The organism is Sphingomonas sp. Leaf407, assembly GCF_001425385.1.
GTDB lineage: Bacteria > Pseudomonadota > Alphaproteobacteria > Sphingomonadales > Sphingomonadaceae > Sphingomonas.
Map to the genome: position 1 here is coordinate 91,718 of NZ_LMQO01000004.1, position 21,503 is coordinate 113,220.

A 21,503-nucleotide genomic window follows, 5' to 3' on the forward strand; every position below is an offset into this window, starting at 1 on the left:
GGATCAAGCCGTCCTACCCGCCCGATCACGCGAACACCCCGTGGACATACCATGCCGGGTCCGCCGTCTCGCGTTCGTACAGGCCGTGGCGGAAGATCCAGTAGCGCCGCCCGCGCACGTCCTCGACCCGGTAATAGTCGCGGGTGCGTGGCCGAGCCTGTCCCCGCCGCCACCATTGCGCGGCGATCCGCTCCGGCCCTTCGAACCGGATCACGTCATGCTGCGCGCGACGCCAGCGGAAGCGGTGCGGCGGGCCGTCGGGCACCTCGGCCATCACCTCGATCCGCTGCGGCGGATCGAACAGGTGGATCGGGCGCAGCGGCGGCTCGCCCGCCTCGGGCACGTCCCATGCGACCGGGGCGGGCGCGGCATCCTGCGCGATGATCGTCAGCATTCCCTGCTCGGGCAAATGGCTGTCGCCCGGCCGCACCCGCGACACCCGGCCGCGCCCCAGCCGGGTACTGAGCCGATCGACCAGCGCGACCATCGCCTCCTCGCTCACCGTGCCGCCCTCCAGTTGCAACTGGGTAGGGACCAGCGGTTCGAGCGCGGGGACGCTCAGGCGGAGCATGTCGAAGCCGAAGCCGGGATCGAGCGGATCGGCCAGGGCTGCGATCCGCTCGCGCATCAGCCGCAGGATCGTCGGCGGATCGCGCAAGGGCAGCCCGCTTTCGACCGCCAGATCGCGGGTCGCACCATCGGCGCGGTAGAGCCGGACCGCGAAGCGCCGCCCGCCACGGTCGCGCGCGACCAGTTCGGCCTCTGCCTCGCCCGCCAGTTCGCCGATCGCCGCCAGCACATCGGCATCGCGCGCGATCGGTTCGGCAAAACGCCGCTCGAAAAACAGCGCGGGCAGCGCCCGGCGCGGGCGCAGCCGCTGGTCGGCCTCCCCCAGCAGGCGTTGCAAGGCAGCGACCGTCTCCTCGCCGAAGCGCGCGGCGATCGGCGCGGTCGGGCGGCTCGCCAGATCGCCGATGGTCTTGAGCCCCGCGCGGCGCAGCGCCACCACGATCTCGTCGTCGAGCCGGAGCGCTGCCACCCCCAGCCGGCGGATCGCCGCCGCCTCGCTTGCGGCCGGGGTGTGCTGGAACCGCGCCAGCGCCTGCGCCGCGTCGGGCGTGTCGGCCAGCGCATGGCGCAGCGTACCCGCCCATGCGAACCGCGCCTCGACCTCCGCCACCAGTGCGCCCTCCCCGCCCCACAGATGCGCGCAGCCGGTGATGTCGAGCGTCACCCCGTCACCGCCGTCCAGCGCGACCATCGGCGTATAGCGGTCGCACGCATCGGCCAGCGCCTCCAGCCAGCCGTGGTCGGCGAAGGGATCGGCATCGACGACGACCAGCTCGGGCAGCAGCGCGCGGGCGTCGGCCAGCGTCATGCCCGGTGCCAGCCCCCTGTCAGCCGCGACCGGATCGACGGCGGACAGGCGCAGCGCGCCGCGCACCGCCTCGACACAGGCGAGGGCTGCGTCATCCGGTGCGGCGGCGGGCGATTGGCGCCGCAACCGGTCGGTGGGCAGGAACGGCCACCACAGCGCCAGATGGCGTCTGCGGGGCGGTGAAGAGGGTCTGGTCACGGTTCCACTCCACTTGCCAGCGTCCCTCGGCCCCCCGGCCGCGCTGGCGCAACAATTCCAGGTCGAGCGTCGGATGCCCCGGCGCATTGGCGGCGAGCGGCTGCGACGCGCAGGATCGCACCGCCCAGCGGGTGTCGGCGGCACTCGCCACCGGCGTCGCGGCGATGCGCAGCAGCAACGTCGTTACCCCGCTTTCCTCCGCGGCAAGCGCGAGGCGGCGGCTGGCGGTCAGGTCGAGCACGCGGGGATCGCGGTGCAGTTCGACCACCGCGACGCCGACCCCGCCACAGCGCACCACGTCGGCGGCGGCGCGCAGCAGTTCGAGCGGCCCGGGCAACAGCACGATCAGCAGCCGGGCGGGATCGACGCCGATCTCGACCAGCCCCGGCGCATGAAGATGCCCGCCGGCCCGCACCGCCGCTTCCTCGCGCAGCCAGACGATGCCGCCGCCGAGGCGGATCGACACCATGCCGGCAAATCCGGTAGCGCTGCCGCCGTCGCCCGACTCGAGCGCGAAGATCTCGTGCAGCCGCCCGCGCGCGATCCCGCCGCCGAGTGCCGCATCGATGTCGGCATGACCGGTTGCCACCTGCACCGCCTGTACCGACTCGACGCGCCGCTCGATCGCGGCGATGCGACGCTTGAGGGTCAGGAGGGACGACTCTTCGTTCATGATTTGTTCTTTATCGCGCGTTCCCGATGGGTTCGTCAATCGGGGATGGGCGTGGGGTTGTTCACGCGAAGGCGCGAAGGCCGCGAAGAAAGCAGAAGGATTGTTCGCGCAGAGACGCGGAGGCGCAGAGAGGGTACGCTTGCGGTAGCACCCTTCGTGTCCAATCATACCTTCCGTCATTCCCGCGAAGGCGGGAATCCATACACGCTGACGTCTGTGTAAATGCCCGAACGGCAGCGGCTATAGATTCCCGCCTTCGCGGGAATGACGAACATAATGTGCCATCGACACACCCCCTCCGCGCCTCTGCGCCTCTGCGCCTCTGCGCGAACAATCCTTCTGCTTTCTTCTTCGCGGCCTTCGCGCCTTCGCGTGAAACTACCCTCACCCGACCGGCAACGGCTCCACATCGACCGAGACGTGCATCGTCTGCGCACCCGATCCCAGCACCACGCCGTCGATCGGGGCGATGTCGGCATAGTCGCGGCCGATCGCCATCACGACATGGTCCTCCGCCATCCAGATGCCGTTGGTCGGATCGACGCCGGTCCAGCCGAGTACCGGCCCGGCCCAGATCAGCACCCACGCATGCGTCGCATCGGCCCCGACCAGCCGCTCCTGCCCCGGCGGCGGCAGCGTGCGCAGATAGCCCGAGCAATAGGCCGCCGGCAGCCCCGCGGCGCGCAGCCCCGAAAGCATGATCTGCGCGAAATCCTGACACACCCCGCCGCGCTTGGCGAAGGCCTCGGCGATCGGCGTGTCGACCAGGGTCGCGGTCGGATCGAAGGCGAAATCGCGCTGGATCGCCACCGCCAGCGCGATCGCCGCGTCGAGCACCCCGCGCGTATCGGCCAGTTCGGTCGCGCACCAGCCTGCGATCGCGGGATCGAGCGGCACGTGCGACGAGGGAAACAGATAGCTCGCCGGGCTGGCCGGCCCCGCATCGCGCACCGCGCCTGCCAGGTCGCGCACGCCGGCGATCGTCGGATCGGTGGCCGAAGGCATCGGGATCGGCCGGTCGACCCGCACGGTCGCCCGGCTCTCGATCGTCAGCGTGCGTTCGGGCCGTTCGACCACCAGCCGGGTGACGTTGGCGAGGCCCGCCTGCGCGCGCGCCGGCGCGGTATGGCCGCCCGGCTCGACGACCAGCGCATAGTCCTCCAGTTCCTGTCCCGACCACAGGATCGGGCGCAGCCGCAGGTTGCAGCGCGCATAGCCCGCCGCTTCCTCGTAATCGAAGCGGGTGACGTGGCGAATGGCATAGCGCATCATGCGAGGGTCAGCCCGGCTTCGCGCAGCGCCTGCGCGCCTTGCAGGAAATAGCGGGTGGCGATGGCGTCGGACAGTTTCTGCAACTGCTGGTTGATCTCCAGCACCCAGCCGCGATCGATCCGGTCGGCCGCCCCCATGGCGATGCCGGCGGTCAGCCGCGCGGCAATGCGCTGTTGCGGTTCGGCCAGCCCGGCATCGTTCAGCACCGGCAGCTTCGCCAGATGCGCGACGATCGTCTCCACCTGAAACGCGAGGCCCCGCGGATTGCCGGGGTCGAGCGCGATCAGATCGATCACCGGCACCCGCGCGAAGCCAATCAGATAGCGCTGGCGATAGCTGATCTGGCTGTCGGCCAGGTCGAGCAGCGTCGACAGGTCCTCGCCGCTCGCCCGGCGCAGGTCGACCGCGAGCAAGGTGCGCGTGGTGGCCAGCGCGCGTTCGATGCGACGGCCCAGATCGTGGAACCGCCACGCATCGGTCCGCCCCATATGTTCGGCCGACAGTCCGGCCAGCGCGGCATAGCGGCGCTGCAACGTGCCCGCCCGGTCGAGCAGCGTGCCGCCGACCGGATGCGGCGCATCGAGCAGCCGCACCATATCCGCCGACAGCCGGTCGCGCGACACCGCGCCGATGCTGGCGGCCAGCGCGTTGACCGCGCGCACGCTGCCCCAGCCGTCGACCGCCTCCATCGCCGCGCGCGCGAAATCGACGAGGTCGCGGCGGCGGTGACTGGGCGGGCGGGGTGCCGCTCCGGTATCGGCGATGATCGTCACCAGCCGCTCGACCGTCTCGGGGGCCAGCGCCGCGCCGGTATCCGCCGAGATCGAATGGCCGAACAGCACGCGGATGACGCCGAGCAGCGCCTCGCCGCGTTCGAGATACCGCCCCAGCCAGAACAGATTGTCGGCGACCCGGCTGGGCAGCGTGCCAGGGTTGCGGCGCAACTCGACGCTGTCGGTCGGTTGCAGCAGCGAGACGGGCGCGACCGGATCGGGACCATGGACGATGACGTCGGCCGACCACGACCCCTCACCCATCACCGCCGCGCGCGGATCGGGCTGATCGCCGATGCGGACGAATCCGCCGGGCAGCACCTGCCATTCGCCCGCCGCGTCGCGCGCGGCGAACACGCGCAAGCTGAACGGGCGGGGTTCGAGGCCCTCGCCGCAGCCGGTCGGCATCGTCGAGAGTTGCGCGACCTCCTGCCCGATATAATCCTGCGGCCGCAGCGCCATCGCCGCCGCCAGCCGTTCGCGCTGGCCCACATCCAGCGTCGCGCCGAGCACCGGCCCGCCATCCAGCCCCAGCACGCCGGGCACGAACGCCGGGCCGACGACCAGTTGGTCGAGATTGTCCAGTACCCGCGCCCGGTCGGCGGCATCGCCGCACCACCATGTCGGGACGGAAGGCAGCGCCGGATCGCGGCCGAGCAGGTGCCGGCCGATCGCGGGCAGGAAGGCGGCGAATGCGGGCGATTCGAGGACGCCCACCCCCGGCGCGTTGGCGATGACGACATTGCCCGCCGCCATCGCATCGACCAGGCCCGGCACGCCGATCGTCGAGGTCGAATCGAACGCCAGCGGATCGATGAGCCGCGGATCGAGCCGCCGCCACAGCGCGTCGATCCGCTTGAGGCCGGCGATGGTGCGCACGTACAACTGGTCGTCGCGCACCGCCAGATCGGCGCCCTCGACCAGCAGGAAGCCCAGATAGCGCGCGAGATGCGCCTGTTCGGCATAGCTGGGGTTGAGCTTGCCCGGCGTCAGCAGCCCGATGCGCGGTTCGGCGCGGCGGCAGGCGGCGGCGATCCCGGCGCGCACCCCGGCGAAGAACGGCGCGTGCCGCTCGACGTTCAGCCGCGCGGGCAGCGCGCCCAGCGTCCGCCCCATCGCCAGCCGGTTTTCCAGCGCATAGCCCGCCCCCACCGGCATGCGGACATGATCGGCCAGCACGCGCCACGTCCCCCCCGGATCGCGCGCCAGATCCATCGCGATGAAATGCAGTTGATGCCCGCCGGGCGGCACCAGCCCGACCATCGGGCGCAGGAACAGTGGCGATCCCGTCACCAGCATCGCCGGCAGCACGCCGTCGGCCACCAGCCGCTGGTCGCCATGGATGTCGGCGACGATCGATTCGAACAGTCCGGCGCGCTCGGCGACGCCGTGGGCGATGCCCTGCCATTCGGTCTTGCCGATCAGCAGCGGGACCGGCGAGAGCGGCCAGCGCCGCTCCTCGCTCTCGCCCGCCACGCGGTAGACGGTGCCGATGTCCTCGGCATGGCGCTGCGCGCGTTCGCGCGCCGGAGCCATCGTCTCGCCCGACAGCGTCGCCAGTTCCTCGAACGCTATTGCCCATGCCGCGCGGTCGCCCTCGCTCGCGTCGCACAGCATGTCGCCGCGCGGCGCGCGGGCGCAATAGTCGCGCACCCAGCGTTCGGCGGTCACGCCCGCGTCCAGCAGTCCGTTGTTCGCGTGGATCGCCATGCGCTCCCCCAATCCCCGCCTCTCCAAGCATGGGCGGCGGAACGGCGCAACCGCTTTGGGGGATGCGGCGTACCGGTGCAGGATCGAAAAACGCGGCACGCGATCGTCGTGCAACGCAGGGTGCCCGAAGCGCGGCGTTCGGCAGGCCCTGTGGATGGCTCGACCAAACGACGCGGGCAGTTCCCAAAAATGCGGGAGTCCGTCAGAACGGACCCATGCCCGTCGTCGAGTTCGAGAACCGCAAACAACGTCCGCTTGTCCTGTCGATCGAACCGACAGGTGATCGGATCGAGGTTCCGCCGCTTGGGCGCGCCGCCATCCGCTATTCGCTGCCCGAACATGCAGAGGATCGTTACCATGCCGCGATCGGCGAACACAGGATCGATGTCTGGTGCGACGCAGGGGACTATGAGGTCGACATCGTTCCCCCGTCGCCATCGGACCGATTGCTGTGGGCGATTTGCGTGGAACTTGGCTATTGCGGCGGTGTCGTCGATGGCGAGCCCGTTACCGTAACCGATCTGATCCCTGCGGCGGGTGTAATGACCGCCGGGGAATTTGCAGAACTGGCGATACGGGCGGACGGCTGGCCCGCATCAAGCCCCTTGCCGGACAACGCACTGCGACGGCTTCAGACGAAGTTCGTCGAATGTTTCGGACGAACCTCGGTCGAGGCGGACGTGTTTCATCGCGTCACCCGGCGACCGTTCGATCGTGATCCTGCATAGCGGCGATATACAGCCTGAACGGCTACACCGCCGCCCGCCGCAACCGGTCGTTGATCGCCGCGCCCAGCCCGTCCTCGGGCACCGGGGCCACCGCGATCGACCGGGCATCGCTCCGGTCCGCGCGGTGCAACGCATCGAACAGCGCCGCCGCCGCCTCGGTCAGATCGCCGCTTGCCGACAGCGTGGCGTCGCCCGTCACCACGCCGAAGCCGATCCGCCATTCGCCCGCGCGCCACCCGGTCGCGTTCAGGCGCAGCGGCTTGCCCGGTGCGTAATGGCTGGCGAGCTGGCCCGGTGCCTCGATCCCCGCGCCTGCGCCGCCGACCGGCACACCGAGCAGATCGGCCACCGCCTCGCGTGCGATCGGGCCGGGGCGCAGTTGCCGCACCGCTCCGCCGACACAGGCGATGATCGTCGACTCCAGCCCCCGCGCGGTCGGCCCGCCGTCGATCACCAGCGGTATCCGCCCGTCGAGGCTGCGCAGGACATGCCCGGCGCGGGTCGGGCTGATCGATCCGCTGGCATTGGCCGACGGCGCGGCCAGCGGCTTGCCACATGCCGCCAGCAACGCCTGCATCGCATCATGCGCCGGCACGCGAAGCGCGATCGTCGGCAATCCCGCCGTCACCAGCGAGGCGATCCCCGTATGCTCGCGTAGCGGCAGCACCAATGTCAGCGGCCCCGGCCAATAGGCATCGGCCAACCGCGCGGCATGGTCGTCGAACACCGCCAGCGCCTCGGCCGCCGCACGGTCGGGCACATGGACGATCAGCGGATTGAACGACGGCCGTCCCTTGGCCGCATAGATGCCGGCGACGGCACGCGAATCGGTCGCGTCGGCGGCGAGGCCATAGACCGTCTCGGTCGGCACCGCGACGCAGCCGCCCTCCGCGATCACCGCCGCCGCCGCGGCGATCCCCGCGCTGCCGTAAGGGAAGGTCCGGGTGGTCATCGAGGGATTTGGAAGCGCCATGATTTGGGAGCTATAGCCTATCGCAAAACAGAAACGAGAGAGGGCAAATGGACCTGACCCCCGCCACCGCCGAACAGCGGTTCGCGCTGACCCACGCTTCGGGCATCGAGGCGCTCGCGCAAAGCGAACGCTTCGCCGAGGCGACCCCCGACATGCTGGATGCCATCCTCGACGGGATCGGCCAGTTCGCGGCGGGCGAATGGCGGCCGCTCGACCGGGCGGGCGATACCGTCGGTGCGCGCTGGACTCCGCAAGGGGTGGTGATGCCCGATGGCTACCGCGCCGCCTATCAGGCCTATGTCGCGGGCGGATGGGGCACGATCGGGTCGCCGGTCGACCATGGTGGACAGGGCATGCCGTTCGCGGTCGCCACCGCCGTCCTCGAAACGCTCGGCACCGCCAACATGGGGTTCGCGCTCGCCCCCACCCTCACGGTCGGCGCGGTCGAGGCGCTGGTCCATCATGGCAGCCCCGAACAACAGGCGCGCTATCTGCCGCACCTCGCCACCGGGGCATGGACCGGCACGATGAACCTGACCGAGCCGCAGGCCGGATCGGACGTCGGCGCGCTCACCACCCGCGCCGAACCGGTCGGCGACGGTGGCTGGCGGGTTACGGGCACCAAAATCTACATCTCGTTCGGCGATCACGACATGGCCGACAACATCGTCCACCTCGTCCTCGCCCGCACGCCGGGGGCGCCAAAGGGGACCAGAGGCATCTCGCTGTTCCTCGTTCCCAAATACCGGCTGAACGCGGACGGGACGCCGGGCGAGCCGAACGACATCCGCGTCGTCTCGATCGAGCACAAGATGGGGCTGCACGCCTCGCCCACCTGCGTCCTGTCGTTCGGCGACAACGGAAACTGCATCGGCGAGCTGATCGGCGGTGAGGGCGGCGGCATGCGCGCGATGTTCACGATGATGAACAACGCCAGGCTGAACGTCGGCCTGCAAGGCGTGCAGGTGGCCGAGGCGGCGACGCAGCGGGCCATCGCCTATGCCCGCGACCGGGTGCAGTCGCCCCGTGCCTCGGCGCCCGGCGCACCGGTCGCGATCATCGAGCATCCCGACGTGCGCCGCATGCTGCTGCGGATGACCGCGCAGACGATGGCGGCGCGCGCGCTGGTCTATTACGCCGCCGGACAGGTCGACCGCGCGACGCTGGGGATGGCGGGGGCCAGGGCGCGGCTCGACCTCGTCACCCCGCTCGCCAAGGCGCACGGCACCGACATCGGCTGCGAGGTCGCCAGCCTCGGCATCCAGGTCCATGGCGGCATGGGCTATATCGAGGAGACGGGGGCCGCGCAGCATTTCCGCGACGCGCGCATCACCCCGATCTATGAGGGCACCAACGGCATCCAGGCCGCCGATCTGGTCGGGCGCAAGCTGGTCGGCGACGGTGGCGCGGGTATCGAGGCGCTGTTCGCCGAGATGGCGGGCGAGGTCGGCCATGCCGCGCTCGCCGACCTGCTGGGCGATACCCGCGCGGTAGCGCGCTGGATGCTGGAGGCGGATACCGACGACCGGCTGGCGGGCAGCTATCCGTTCCTCACCATGGTTTCGACCACGGTCTGCGGCTGGCTGCTGGAGAAACAGGCGCGCGCGCTTGGCGAGCAGGACGATCCCGACTTTGCCGCCCGCAAGTGCGCGGCGGTGGCCTTCTATCTCGATCGGATCGTGCCCGAAGCGCGCGGCCTCGGCATGGCGGCGATGGCCGGCGCGGTGGGGCTGTACACGCTGTCGGCGGAGCAGTTCGCGGTGCGCTGAGGCGCGCCGCCGGCGTCAGGCGGCGATGCCCGGCCGGGTCAGCAGGTGCGTCGGACGCACGGCGTTGTTGATCGGCAGCGTGTCGCCGCAGCAGGCGCATTCGGCGATCACCCGCCCGACGTTCCACTGCGACGCGCCGCAGGTCGGGCAGTTGTTGTGACCATGTAGCGCAAAGACCGGCACCCGCGTGCCGATGACGACCGTTCGGTCCATGGCGTTCTCCCTGAGCGGGGAGGAACGTCGCGTGCGCGTCACGGTTCCGTAACGAAGCCATCGGAAGAACCGGATCGGGGACAAGGGTTCCGCTCGTACAAAGTCATTGGCCGATTGCCGACCACGGCCGACCGCAAACCGGCGCCGGATCAGGCGATCGCCCGATCCTCCAGCAGCGCGCGGGGGTCAAGCCCCAACAGGTCGATATGCTGGCGGATGCGCGGCCAGTGTCCGGTCAGGAAGCGTTCGCGCTCGGCCACGCACAGCCGCTCGACCGCGCCGGGCAGCACGAACATGCCCACGCCGCGCCGGACCTCGACATAGCCGTCGTCCTGGAACGTCTGATAGGCCTTGGCGACGGTCAGCGGGTTCGCGCCATGTTCGGCGGCGAAGGCCCGGACCGAGGGCAACTGGTCCCCGGCGCGATAGTCGCCACGCAGGATCGCCGCTGCGACGAGCGCGCGCAGGCGGAGATAGACGGGCGTGTCTTCGTGGTCGATCGCTGTCATGCTGGATTAATACAGCAAGGATCGCAGAAGTCCATCGTTCATCCGGCCCAGCGAGTACCGATCCGCGCCGGATCGGGACGCGGCCGCTCGTCGAGCGGCCGGCCGGGCGACCCGAAATAGAAGAAACCGACGATCCGCTCGCGCGCGCCGCCGAAGGCATCGCGCACGGATTCATCCTCCGCCGCCCAGCCGGTCAGCCAGCTTCCGACATAGCCCAGCGCATGGCCGGCATGTAGCAGGTTCATCGCTGCCGCCCCTGCCGACAGTTCCTGTTCCCAGCGCGGGATATGGCTTGGGATGACCGGCGCGGAGAGCATGACGACCAACGCCTCGCCCTCGTGCGCGAACCGGTCGCAGGCGTCCAGTTGCGCCTCGGTCGCTTGGCGGTTGGCGCCGGTGAAGGCGTCGCGCAGCAATCGCGCCAGCGCCTCGCGCCGGTCGTTCGGCACGATCACGAAGCGCCACGGCGCCAGCTTGCCATGGTCGGGCGTGCGTGCGGCGAGCGCGATCATCTGGTCCAGTTCGGCGTCGTCCGGCCCCGGTGCCACCATGTCGCGCGGCTTGCCCGACCGGCGGGTGCGAAGGTGGGCGAGCAGCGACGAGCGATCGTTGAAGGTCATGGGCCGGCAGGTAGGCACTTGGCCCCCGGCGCACAATGCGCTTGGCATTGCCGTTTTCGCCGTTAGGCTCGCGCCATCCGCGAACCCCAGCGCCGTACCCGGCAGCAGGGGCGCCTATTTGTTTCGGGGGATGCGAGTACCGTGTTTGGCCTACCCATTATTCCATCGATCGCGGCGGGGTTCCTGATCCTGCTGCTGGCGCTGGGCGGTATCGCCGCTGCGTCGAAGGGCGAAGAGTTCGCCGGCCATCCCAAGGGGCTCTACGTCCTGTTCTTCGCCGAGATGTGGGAGCGCTTCTCCTACTATGGCATGCGTGCGCTGCTGATCTTCTACCTTACCAAGCACTGGCTGTTCGGCGACAGCCAGTCCACGCTGATCTACGGTGCCTATACCTCGCTCGTCTATATCACCCCGGTGCTCGGCGGCTATCTCGCCGACCGCTATCTCGGGCAGCGCAAGGCGGTGCTGTTCGGCGCGGTCGTCCTCACCATCGGCCATCTGCTGATGGCGTTCGAGGGGCAGAGCGGCATCACCGATCCGCTGGTCAAGCAGGCCGATCCGGCGATCAACATCTTCTGGGCGGCGCTCGCCTGCATCATCGTCGGTTCGGGCTTCCTGAAGGCGAACATCTCGGTGATCGTCGGGCAGCTCTACAGCCGCACCGATGTGCGCCGCGATGGCGCCTACACCATCTTCTACGTCGGGATTAACGTCGGCGCGGCGCTCGGCGTCATCTTCGCGGGCTATCTCGGCGAAACCTATGGCTGGTCCTACGGCTTCGGCGCGGCGGGCATCGGCATGCTGCTGGGGCTGCTGGTGTTCGTACTCGGCAAGCCGCTGCTGAAGGGTCAGGGCGAGGCTCCCCGCCCGCTCGCCAAAAGCACCGAATGGACGCTGTACGCGCTCGGCCTCGCCTCGATCGGGGTCATCTGGGCGCTGATCCAGTACAATTCGGTCATCGAGACGCTGCTGATCGTCTCGGGTGTCGCGCTGCTCGGCTATGTCCTGTTCGAATCGTTCAAGCTGCCCAAGGAACCGCGTGAACGGATGTTCGCCATCCTGTTCCTGATCGCGCTCAACCCGGTGTTCTGGGGCCTGTTCGAACAGGCGGGCGGATCGCTCAACCTCTATACCGACCGCTATGTCGATCGCGGCGGGGTGCCCGCATCGCTGTTCCAGTCGATCAACTCGATCTACATCGTGATCTTCGGTCCCATCTTCGCAGCACTCTGGGTGGCGCTGGGCAAGCGCCGGGTCGAACCCTCCGCCCCGGCCAAGTTCGCGCTGGCGCTGCTCCAGGTCGGCTTCTCGTTCCTAGTGTTCGTCTGGGGTGCGCGGAGCGTCGGGCCGGAAATCGCGACGCCGGTGCTGTTCGTGTTCCTGATCTACTTCTTCCAGACCACCGGCGAGCTGTGCCTGTCGCCCGTCGGCCTCTCGGCGATGAACCGGCTGGCACCGAAGCACCTCGCCAGCCTCATCATGGGTGCATGGTTCTACATGACGGCGGTCGGCAATTTCGTCGCGGGCAAGATCGGCGAGGCGACCGGCGGCGAAGGCGGCGAGATGACCAAGGAGGGCACGCTGTCGGTCTATGCGACGATCGGCTGGTGGACGATCGGCATCGGCGTGGTCGTGCTGCTGCTGTCGCGGTTCGTCACCCGCTGGATGCACCTCGGCTCACTGTCGGACGAGGTGGACCATTCGCTCGCCGGACAGGCGGAGATCGGCGAACCCAAGGCGGCGGGCGTCGACGTGTGGAAGGAACAACGCTGATCCCGGCCCCGACCGGCTGACCGTTGCAGACCCCGCTCCGGCCGATCCGCACCGTCATTCCCGCGAAGGCGGGAATCCATAGACGCTACCGTTTCCATTCCTGCCGGGACGTCAGCGTGTATGGATTCCCGCCTTCGCGGGAATGACGAGCTTTGGTCAGCGGTCCCCAAACATTACCGATTGTTCAGCGCGCGCTGACCCTGCGGCAAGCTGCGCCCGGGCAGAAGCGTTCCCATGAATAACGGGGGTGTGACGATGAAACGGTGGATGGCGTGGGGCGCATCGCTGACGCTCGGGCTGGCCAGCCCGGCGCTGGCCGCCGATGCGGTGCCGGTGGGCGACTGGATCGGGCCGCATGCCGATGTCGCGGTGCGGACCGGTCCGTGCGGGACGATGCTGTGCGGCCGGGTGGTATGGGCCAGTCCATCGGCGCGCGCGCATGCCGGCGATGGTGGCATCACCCGGCTGATCGGCACCGAACTGCTCGAAGACTATCGCAGCGACGGCACGCATGGCTGGCGCGGCACGGTGTTCGTCCCCGACCTTGGCACCCGCTTCGCCTCGCGGATCGAGCAACCCGCGCCCGATCGCCTGCGGATCGCGGGCTGCATGTTTGGCGGGCTGATCTGCCGCAGCCAGACGTGGCACCGGATCGATCGGCTGCCCGGTGCCTGACCCCCGCGCCTTCCTCGCCCGCCATCGCACCGCGATCGGCATCCTGCTGGTCGCCGCGCTCGTCGCGCTGGGCTTCACCGCGCTGGAGACGCTGACCCGCGAAATCCGCTTCGACGACGTGGCCCATGCGATCCATGCGCTCTCGCCGGTGCGGGTCGTCCTCGCACTGCTGTGTACTGCGGGCAGCTATCTCGCGCTCACCTTCTACGACGTGCTGGCGCTTCGCGTCATCGGCCGGCCGCTGCCGTGGCGCACCGCCGCGCTCGCCTCGTTCACCAGCTATACGCTCAGCCACAATCTCGGCCTGTCGCTGCTGACCGGCGGGTCGGCGCGCTACCGCATCTACAGCGGCGCGGGGCTCGACGGGCCGGATGTCGCCCGCGTCGTCGCGGTGGCCAGCGGCACCTTCTGGGCCGGGGTGGTCACGGTCGGCGGCGTAGCACTCCTCCTCCATGACGGCGCGCTGACGCTGGCGGGGTGGACGCTGGGGCAAGGCGCGACCCGGGCGCTGGGCATGGGCGTTCTGGCGCTCACCATCGCGCTCCTCGCCGGCTGCGCCTTCGCCCCCCGCCCGCTCCGCCTGTTCGGCATGGCCGTTCCACTGCCCAGCCTCGCCCAAGCGCTGGCGCAGATCGGTATCGCTGTCATCGACATCGCCTTTGCCAGCACCGCGCTGTTCGTGCTGATCCCGGGGGGACAGGCCGCGCTGCTGCCCGCGTTCATCCTCGCCTTCACCCTCGGCATGGTCGCGGCGGTCGTCACCCATGTTCCGGGCGGCATCGGCGTGTTCGAGGCGGTGGTGCTGGCGGTGGTGCCGGTCGATCGCGCAACGTTGTTCGCCGCGCTGATCGCCTACCGTGTCGTCTATTATCTGCTGCCGCTCGGCGTCGGCGTCGCGCTGCTCGCCGTGTATGAGGGCGCGCGGCGGCGGCACAGCCGGTGGCTGACCGGCCTGCGTGCGGTCGCCACCGGCGTGGCCCCGCTGGCGCTCGGCGCGGCGACGTTTCTGGGCGGGGCGATGCTGCTGCTGTCGGGCTCGCTCCCTTCGATCCACGGGCGGATGGGCGACCTTGCCGACCTGCTGCCATTGCCGCTGATCGAGGCGAGCAACGTCGCCGCCAGCCTGATCGGCACCACGCTCCTCCTGCTCGCTCCGGCGCTCTACCGCCGGCTCGATGGCGCGTTCGTCGCTGCCCGCGCGCTGTTGGTGGCGGGGGCGATCTTTTCGCTCGGCAAGGGGATCGATTACGAAGAGGCCTGCGTCTGCCTGATCCTCGTAGCCCTGCTGCAATGGACGCGCAGCGCCTTCTACCGCCGCACCACGCTCACCAGCCAGCCGATCGCGCTGCCGTGGCTGGCATCGATGGTGGCGGTGATCGGCCTGACGATCTGGTCGGGGTTCTTCGCCTATCGCCACGTCCCCTATTCTGGCGACCTGTGGTGGCGCTTCGCGCTCTACAGCGATGCGCCGCGCTTCCTGCGTGCGTTGCTGGGGGTCGCGGTGGTGCTGGCGGCGGCGTGCGTCTGGCGGTTGATGGCCCCGTCGCGCATCCGCGCGGGGTTGCAGGCGAGCGTCGCCGACCAGCGCAGCGTCCGCGACATTCTCGATCAGGCGGTTCGTACCGACGCCATGCTAGCGCTGACCGGCGACAAACGGTTCCTGCTGTCGGCGGAGGGCGATGCGTTCCTGATGTATCAGGTATCGGGCGCAAGCTGGATCGTGATGGGCGATCCCGTCGGTCCGCGCGCCGCATGGGGCGAGCTGTTGTGGAACCTGCGCGACCTCGCCGACCGCGAACAGGGGCGGCTGCTGCTCTACGAAGTCTCCTCGCCGGTGCTCGACATCGCGATCGGCATGGGGCTGACCATCGTGAAGTTCGGCGAGGATGCGGTGGTCGACCTCACGCAGTTCACGCTCGACACCCCGCGTCTGCGCACGCTGCGCAAATCCGAACGCGCGGTGGCACGCAAGGGCGCGGTGCTGGAGATCGTCCCCGCCGCGCGGCTCGATACGATCCTGACCGAGATCACCGAGGTTTCCGACGAATGGCTGCGGATCAAGGGCCAGCAGGAAAAGGGGTTCAGCCTCGGCCACTTCGATCCCGCCTATCTTGCCCATTTCGACATGGGGCTGGTGCGGATCGACGGACGGATCGTCGCCTTCGCCAATCTGTGGCTGACCGCCGGCCGCACCGAAGCCTCGGTCGACCTGATGCGCCACCGCGAGGATGCGCCGGGGGGGACGATGGATTTCCTGATGGTGAACCTGATGCTGTGGGCGCAGACGCAGGGCTATGCCCGCTTCTCGATCGGCATGGCGCCGCTGTCGGGGATCGAGGACCGCCGGCTGGCCCCGGCATGGGCCAAGGCGGCGGCGTTCGTGTTCCGGCATGGCGAGCGCTTCTACGGGTTTCGCGGCCTGCGCACCTACAAGGAGAAGTTCGCCCCCGCATGGGAGCCGCGTTACATTGCGGGGCCGACCGGCGTCGCGCTCCTGAAAGGATTGCGCGACCTCTCGCGCCTGATCGGCCGGCCGCAGCCCGCCGCGCCGTTCCCGCCCGCCGATGCCCGGTTCGATCTTGAGGAGGCCCTATGACCCGCTCCCCCCGTCAGCGGCGCATCGCTCGCCGTCGTATCCTCGGCTGGTCGGCGCTCGCCGCCGGGCTGCTGGTCCTGCTGGCGCTCGCCGCCCCCGCGCTGCACCTGATCGACAATCGCGCGCTGCGCCTGTTCCGCGGCAACGGCGAGCGCAACCCGAAGGTGGTGGCGGTCTATCTATCGGGCGACATGGGGCTGCGCTTCGGGCTCGGCGCGAAGGTCGTGCCCGCGCTCGCCGCGCACGGCATTCCGGTGGTCGGCGTCAGTTCGCCCGTCACCTTCGGCACGCGCCGCAGCCGGGCGGAGGCCGACGCGATCGTCGCCAACGCCATCCGCACCGCGATGGCGCGGACCGGCGCGACCCGCGTACTGCTGATGGGCCAGTCGTTCGGCGCCGACATCGTCTCGGCGATCGCGCCCGACCTGCCCGCCGACCTGCGCCCGCATATCGCCGCGATCAACGTCGTCGTACCCGCGCAAAGCGTGTTCTTCCGCTCGGACCCGACCGGCATCCTCTATCACGGCACCCCCGACGCATGGCCCTCGGCGGGAATGCGGCGGCTCGACTGGGCACCGGTCATCTGCATCCATGGCCGCGACGAGCGCGAGAGCCTGTGCCCGACGCTGGCCGGCACGAAGGCACAGGTGATCAGCCTGCCGGGCGGGCATTTCCTGCGCAACGACGACAAGCTGGTCATCGCCACCATCCTCGCGGCGCTGCGCTCCGCCGATCCGACGATATTGCGTTGATCCTGCTCATCCTTTCGACGGTGTGATAGAAGCGCAACACGCGAATATGAATTGTATCATATTGTTTCCATAACGCTTTACGAGCCTGCTGCACTTGCACACAAGTTGCACCAAGGCCGGGCGATACGGGGGTATCGCCATCGTTGCCGGGAGGAAATTCACGATATGACGACCATCACCGGTCGCTCGCGCCTCGTCGCGGGTGCCGCTACCCTGTCGCTTGCCGTCGCGCTGATCGCCGGCCCCGCCGCTGCCCAGACGACCCCGGCCTCGCCCGGCGCGCTGGAAGCGCAGGCGCAGGCCACCGACCCGACGACCGTGCAGGGCACCGCCGATCAGGGTGAGGGCGACACCATCGTCGTCACCGGATCGCTGCTGCGCCGCACCGACACCGAAACCCCCTCGCCGGTCACGGTGCTGACGTCGGACACGCTGGCCAAGGCCGGCATCACCAACGTGTCGGACGCGATCCGCTCGATCTCGGCCGACAGCGCCGGCTCGATCGGCACCGGGTTCCAGAGCGGCTTCTCGGCGGGCGGCTCGGCCGTGTCGCTGCGCGGCCTCGGCGTCTCCTCGACGCTGGTGGTGATCGACGGGCTGCGCTCGGCCAACTTCCCGCTGAACGACGACGGCCACAACGCCTATGTCGATCTGAACTCGATTCCGTTCAGCCTCGTCGACCGGGTCGAGGTGCTCAAGGACGGCGCATCGTCGACCTATGGCGCGGATGCGATCGGCGGCGTCGTCAACGTCATCCTCAAGAAGCAGTTCACCGGCGTCGACGGCCTCGTCGAAGGTGGCATCGCCGAGCGTGGCGACGCCTCGCACCAGCGCGTCCACCTGACGGTCGGCACCGGCGACTATGAAGCCAATGGCTGGAACGTCTTCGTCAACGGTGAATATCAGCGCGACGGCCGCGTTTCCAACTCCAGCCGCGGCTTTCCCTACAACACGCAGGATCTGACCCGGATCGGCGGGCTGGACAACAACGCCAGCGACAGCTCGATGACGGTCAACGTGCCGACCGCCTATGTCGCCCGCGTCCGCCAGAGCGACCTCAACAACCCGCTGTCGGGTCAGGCCGGCGCACCGCTGTCGAACCAGTATCAGGCGCTGGGCCTCGGCAATTGCGCACGCGATACCTTCACCGTCAACACGACCGCAGTGCAGGGCACCGGCTGCAAATACGACCTGGTCGACAAATATCGCCAGATTCAGCCGCTTCAGGAGCGCTATGCGCTGAACGCCCGCCTGAGCGTCCGCCTCGGCGACAACGTCGAGGGCTATGTCACCGCGATGTACAGCCGCAGCGACGTGAGCATCAAGGGTACGCCGGCCGCGATCCGCGCGACCCAGCCGTTCGGCGCCGCCCCCTCGGTCGCGTCGTCGAACCCGGGCATCGTGCTGCCGGTCTATATCTGTTCGGCCGGCACCAACTGCGCGACCGCCAGCGACCGCCGCCTGAACCCGAACAACCCGTTCGCCACGGCGTACGCCAACGATCCGAACAACGGTGCCGCGCGCATCTATTACCTGTTCGGCGATATTCCGGCGGGCAGCGACCGCAAGAACGAGGTCTATCGCGCCGCCGCCGGCCTGAACGGCAGCTTCGACGACGACCGCTTCGGCTGGCGGGTCGAGGGCGTCTATGCCCGCGACGAAATGGAGATCACCCAGCACGGGCTGCTCAACATCGCCCAGACGCTGCGCGCGATCAACACCGGCTCGTACAACTTCGTCAATCCGCAGTCGAACAGCCAGGCGGTGCGCGACACCATCGCCCCCGACAAGACCACCCCGTCGTTCTCGACGATGGCATCGGTCGACGCTTCGCTGACCGCGCGGCTGTTCGACCTGCCCGGCGGCCCGCTCCAGGTCGCGATCGGCGGTCAGGTGCGGCGTGAGACGCTGGAGAACAACAACCAGAACGTGAACCTCGACACCTATGGCCTGACGACCGCCTCGGCGTTCGGCGCGCATACCGTGTCGGCGGCCTATTTCGAGGCGGACGCACCGCTCCTCGAAAAGCTCGATGTGAACGTGTCGGGCCGCTACGATCATTATTCGGAAGGTTTCGGCCGCTTCTCGCCCAAGGTCGGCTTCAAGCTGACCCCGGTGCGCGAACTGGCGTTCCGCGGCACCTATAGCCAGGGGTTCCGCGCCCCCACCTTCGCCGAATCGGGTGCGCGCAGCCAGTATGCCGGCTTCGTCACCACCACCCCGCCGTGCAACTTCATCCTCCAGCATGGCGGCACCGGTACGGCGTCGGCCTGCTCGGCCAACGGCAATCCATACAACCTGCAATATTCGCTGGGTCGCGGCGTCGCCGGCAACCCGGCGCTCGAACCGGAAACCTCGCGCAGCTTCACCGCCGGCGTGATCTTCCAGCCGGTGCCGTGGTTCAGCTTCACCGCCGACTATTACAACGTGAAGAAGAAGAACCTGATCGTCACCGGCCCGCTGGTCGGCAAGGCGGTCGAGGCATACTATAACTCGGCGAACCTCGCGGCGGCACAGGCGGCGGTCGCGGCGATCGGCCAGGGCTATTCGGTCAACAGCGTCGACGGCACCGATCCGAACTTCCCCAACGCCCTCCCGCGCGTGCTCATCATCAACGTGCCCTATGTGAACGCCAACTATGCCGTCACCGAGGGCATTGATCTGGCCGCCACGATCACCGCGCCGATCACCGACACGATCAAGTTCACCAGCCGCGTCGAAGTGACGCATATCTTCGAATACAACCTCGTCACCGGCACCGGTGCGGGCGACGTGCAGAATTATGCCGGCACGCTTGGGCCGTATGACCTGTCATCGGGCAACGGCACGCCCAACTGGCGCGGCAACTGGCAGAACACGATCGACTTCGGCCAGTTCGCGCTGTCGGCGACCACCTATTACACCGGCCGCATCCAGTCGGTGTCGGAGGATCAGGGGCTGCCGCGCATCTGCGATACCGGCAACCTCTACACCCGTTCGTCGCCGCAGGATCAGACCTTCTGCTACGTCAAGCGGTTCATCAACGTCGACCTGAACGGCACCGCCAAGGTCAGCGACAATTTCTCGTTCTTCCTGAACGTGAAGAACCTGTTCGACGTGAAGGCTCCGGTCGCCCCGGCCGCCTATGCCAGCGCGCCGAACTTCCTGACGACGTGGCACTATGCCGGCCTGATCGGCCGCCAGTTCCGCGCCGGTGCCAGCTTCCGGTTCTGATCGGACGCCAGCCACGACGAGAAACGGCGGCCCCTGCGAAGGGGCCGCCGTTTTGCGTTCCAGTCCATCTTCTCCCCTCCCTGGAAGGGAGGGGTTGGGGGTGGGTTGGCCCGCGAGGGAACGCCGGCACCCGCCACAGACCTACCCACCCCCGGCCCCTCCCTTGTCAGGGAGGGGAGCAGACTACCGAGCGATGCCGCGCAGATTCGCCCGCACCAGCCGGCCCGATTCGGTCAACTCATCCTCACGCCAGTCTGCCACGCCTTGCGTCGTCGGCTTCAGGATCGCCGACGCCTCGTCCTTGTTCGCGACCGACCAGTTCAGATAGCTGATGCCGTTCCTTGCGCACCATTTCCACCACGTCCGCGTCTCGGCCGCATCGATCGGCGCATCGCCATTGGCGGCGGTGGTGCCATATTCGGTGACGAACAGTGCGATGCCACGCTTCAAGGCCATATCCGCCTTGGCGCGCAGTTCCGCCTTGTGCGTCGCGGCATAGAAATGCAGCGTATAGGCGACATTGGCGAAGGGCAGCGGATCGGCCGCCGCCTCGTCGACATCCTGCGACCAGCTTCGCGTTCCCGCCACCACGAACGCCTGCGGATCGATCGCGCGGATCGCGCCGATCACTTTGACATGATAGGGTTTTAGCACGCTCGCCCAGCCATGTTCGGGCAGCGGTTCGTTATACGTCTCGTAGATCAGGTTCGGCACGCCGCGATATTTGGTGGCGATGTGCGAGAAGAACCGCACCGCGTCGTCGGCGCGCGGCTGGTGCGCGTGCCAGTCGACCACGACATAGACCCCTTGCGCGATCGCCGCGTCGATCACCGCCTCGGCACGCGCCGTCTCCGCCGCCGGTTGCGTGTCGTACCCGCCCGACTGCGCGCCGATCGCCGCGCGCACCGCGCTCACCCGCCAGTCGCGCACCAGCCACGCGACTGTCGCCGAATCATAATAACGCGGCTGCCACTGGCTCCAGAACAGCGACATGCCCTGCACCGCATAGGGCTTTCCCGTGGCATCGACCACGCGGTTGCCCTTGACCGCCAGCCGCCCGTGCAGCGCGACCGGGGAGCCGGCCGGCGCGGCCGCCGGGGCGGCGCATGCCCCCTGCCCCAGCACCATCATGACGAGCAACAGCCACCATCCGCGCATTCCAGCCTCCTCCACCCGTCGTTTGACGACAGCGGTGTCGGCAGTCGGCCACGCTGTCAATGGCACCCCCGCCCGGCGTCAGTCGGCGGGGCGCTCCGGCGCGGCGGGTGGCGGCACGGCCTCCTCGCCGCGTGCCTGCGCCTTGCGGCGGCGCAGGTTCTGGCGCAGCGCCTGTGCCAACCGGTCCTTGCGTTCCTCGTCGCTCATGCAGCGCCCTTTACGCTTTTTACCGGCAAACTGACAACGCATCGCTTGACAATATCGCCCACCCCTGCACATAGGCGCCTCCGCAGTCGAGGGGCTTCCCCCCGGCTTGCAGTGCTGCCGTAGCTCAGTGGTAGAGCGCATCCTTGGTAAGGCTGAGGTCGTGAGTTCAATCCTCACCGGCAGCACCATTTTTTCCTGATATTTTCCCCGAGGGGAACCCCGGACGGATCGGATCGATAGCGTACCGGATACGGCGCGGTTTCGATGCGTTACGCCCGTGATGACCGGTGCCATGCCGGCCGTATCCCGTCGT

Annotated in this window: 17 protein-coding genes and 1 tRNA gene; 8 read left to right on the forward strand and 10 right to left on the reverse strand. The window is 68.9% G+C overall.

The features are described 5' to 3' along the window. Nucleotides 1–25: 25 nt before the first annotated feature. The 4 genes from ASG37_RS12740 to ASG37_RS12755 all read right to left on the reverse strand — a co-directional run bounded on the left by ASG37_RS12740 (nucleotide 26) and on the right by ASG37_RS12755 (nucleotide 6,004). Nucleotides 26–1,576, reverse strand: coding sequence for a Y-family DNA polymerase (locus tag ASG37_RS12740; RefSeq protein WP_055760800.1), 1,551 nt, complete (start codon nucleotides 1,574–1,576; stop codon nucleotides 26–28). Continuing rightward, nucleotides 1,470–2,249: an ImuA family protein gene (locus tag ASG37_RS12745; protein ID WP_055760802.1), complete on the reverse strand. Its 780-nt coding sequence runs from the start codon at nucleotides 2,247–2,249 to the stop codon at nucleotides 1,470–1,472. The genes ASG37_RS12740 and ASG37_RS12745 overlap by 107 nt, the downstream gene beginning before the upstream one ends. Nucleotides 2,250–2,633: 384 nt before the next feature. Further along, nucleotides 2,634–3,518, reverse strand: coding sequence for a transglutaminase family protein (locus ASG37_RS12750; protein WP_055761527.1), 885 nt, complete (start codon nucleotides 3,516–3,518; stop codon nucleotides 2,634–2,636). Continuing rightward, entirely contained in the window at nucleotides 3,518–6,004 is a 2,487-nt protein-coding gene (locus tag ASG37_RS12755) for a circularly permuted type 2 ATP-grasp protein (RefSeq protein ID WP_055760805.1), read from the reverse strand. Before ASG37_RS12755 ends, ASG37_RS12750 begins: the two co-directional genes overlap by 1 nt. A 215-nt stretch (nucleotides 6,005–6,219) precedes the next feature. Between ASG37_RS12755 and ASG37_RS12760 the strand changes: the two genes are divergently transcribed. Continuing rightward, complete coding sequence (locus ASG37_RS12760; RefSeq protein ID WP_055760808.1) at nucleotides 6,220–6,732, forward strand: hypothetical protein; 513 nt, start codon at nucleotides 6,220–6,222, stop codon at nucleotides 6,730–6,732. 22 nt (nucleotides 6,733–6,754) lie between these two features. Here ASG37_RS12760 and ASG37_RS12765 read toward each other — a convergent pair whose 3' ends face one another. After that, the gene (locus ASG37_RS12765) at nucleotides 6,755–7,684 is read right to left on the reverse strand and encodes an L-threonylcarbamoyladenylate synthase (RefSeq protein WP_055761530.1); all 930 of its coding nucleotides are present in this window, start codon (nucleotides 7,682–7,684) and stop codon (nucleotides 6,755–6,757) included. Between the two features lie 68 nt (nucleotides 7,685–7,752). Here ASG37_RS12765 and ASG37_RS12770 point away from each other — a divergent pair, with 68 nt between their 5' ends. After that, a complete protein-coding gene (locus tag ASG37_RS12770) occupies nucleotides 7,753–9,474 on the forward strand; it encodes an acyl-CoA dehydrogenase (RefSeq protein ID WP_055760811.1) in 1,722 nt (573 codons plus the stop codon). A gap of 15 nt (nucleotides 9,475–9,489) precedes the next feature. Here the strand turns inward: ASG37_RS12770 and ASG37_RS12775 are convergent, their stop codons facing one another. From ASG37_RS12775 to ASG37_RS12785, 3 genes are all read right to left on the reverse strand, one after another. Continuing rightward, a complete protein-coding gene (locus ASG37_RS12775) occupies nucleotides 9,490–9,687 on the reverse strand; it encodes a hypothetical protein (protein ID WP_055760813.1) in 198 nt (65 codons plus the stop codon). Between the two features lie 149 nt (nucleotides 9,688–9,836). After that, entirely contained in the window at nucleotides 9,837–10,196 is a 360-nt protein-coding gene (locus ASG37_RS12780) for a GntR family transcriptional regulator (RefSeq protein WP_055760816.1), read from the reverse strand. 38 nt (nucleotides 10,197–10,234) lie between these two features. Next, nucleotides 10,235–10,816: a nitroreductase gene (locus ASG37_RS12785; RefSeq protein WP_055760819.1), complete on the reverse strand. Its 582-nt coding sequence runs from the start codon at nucleotides 10,814–10,816 to the stop codon at nucleotides 10,235–10,237. Nucleotides 10,817–10,957: 141 nt separating this feature from the next. Here ASG37_RS12785 and ASG37_RS12790 point away from each other — a divergent pair, with 141 nt between their 5' ends. The 5 genes from ASG37_RS12790 (at nucleotide 10,958) to ASG37_RS12810 (ending at nucleotide 19,825) form a co-directional block, all read left to right on the forward strand. Next, nucleotides 10,958–12,589 carry a peptide MFS transporter gene (locus tag ASG37_RS12790; protein WP_055760821.1) on the forward strand — a complete coding sequence of 544 codons (1,632 nt, stop codon included), beginning with the start codon at nucleotides 10,958–10,960 and terminating at the stop codon, nucleotides 12,587–12,589. Nucleotides 12,590–12,844: 255 nt separating this feature from the next. Next, complete coding sequence (locus tag ASG37_RS12795) at nucleotides 12,845–13,264, forward strand: DUF2147 domain-containing protein (RefSeq protein ID WP_055761534.1); 420 nt, start codon at nucleotides 12,845–12,847, stop codon at nucleotides 13,262–13,264. Then, a complete protein-coding gene (gene mprF / locus ASG37_RS12800) occupies nucleotides 13,257–15,860 on the forward strand; it encodes a bifunctional lysylphosphatidylglycerol flippase/synthetase MprF (protein ID WP_055760825.1) in 2,604 nt (867 codons plus the stop codon). The genes ASG37_RS12795 and mprF overlap by 8 nt, the downstream gene beginning before the upstream one ends. After that, nucleotides 15,857–16,612, forward strand: a complete 756-nt coding sequence (locus ASG37_RS12805) for an AcvB/VirJ family lysyl-phosphatidylglycerol hydrolase (protein WP_055760828.1) — start codon at nucleotides 15,857–15,859, stop codon at nucleotides 16,610–16,612. The genes mprF and ASG37_RS12805 overlap by 4 nt, the downstream gene beginning before the upstream one ends. Before the next feature lie 165 nt (nucleotides 16,613–16,777). Beyond that, the gene (locus ASG37_RS12810) at nucleotides 16,778–19,825 is read left to right on the forward strand and encodes a TonB-dependent receptor plug domain-containing protein (RefSeq protein WP_055760833.1); all 3,048 of its coding nucleotides are present in this window, start codon (nucleotides 16,778–16,780) and stop codon (nucleotides 19,823–19,825) included. 183 nt (nucleotides 19,826–20,008) lie between these two features. On the opposite strand, the gene ASG37_RS12815 is transcribed toward ASG37_RS12810, so the two are convergent. Together ASG37_RS12815 and ASG37_RS18160 are read right to left on the reverse strand one after the other, a co-directional pair. After that, nucleotides 20,009–20,983: a glycoside hydrolase family 5 protein gene (locus ASG37_RS12815; RefSeq protein WP_200909808.1), complete on the reverse strand. Its 975-nt coding sequence runs from the start codon at nucleotides 20,981–20,983 to the stop codon at nucleotides 20,009–20,011. 78 nt (nucleotides 20,984–21,061) lie between these two features. Further along, on the reverse strand, nucleotides 21,062–21,190 hold the full coding sequence (locus ASG37_RS18160; RefSeq protein WP_268795744.1) for a hypothetical protein: 129 nt from the start codon (nucleotides 21,188–21,190) through the stop codon (nucleotides 21,062–21,064). A gap of 113 nt (nucleotides 21,191–21,303) precedes the next feature. Between ASG37_RS18160 and ASG37_RS12820 the strand changes: the two genes are divergently transcribed. Next, nucleotides 21,304–21,378 (forward strand) — tRNA-Thr (locus ASG37_RS12820). The last annotated feature ends 125 nt before the right edge of the window (nucleotides 21,379–21,503 follow it).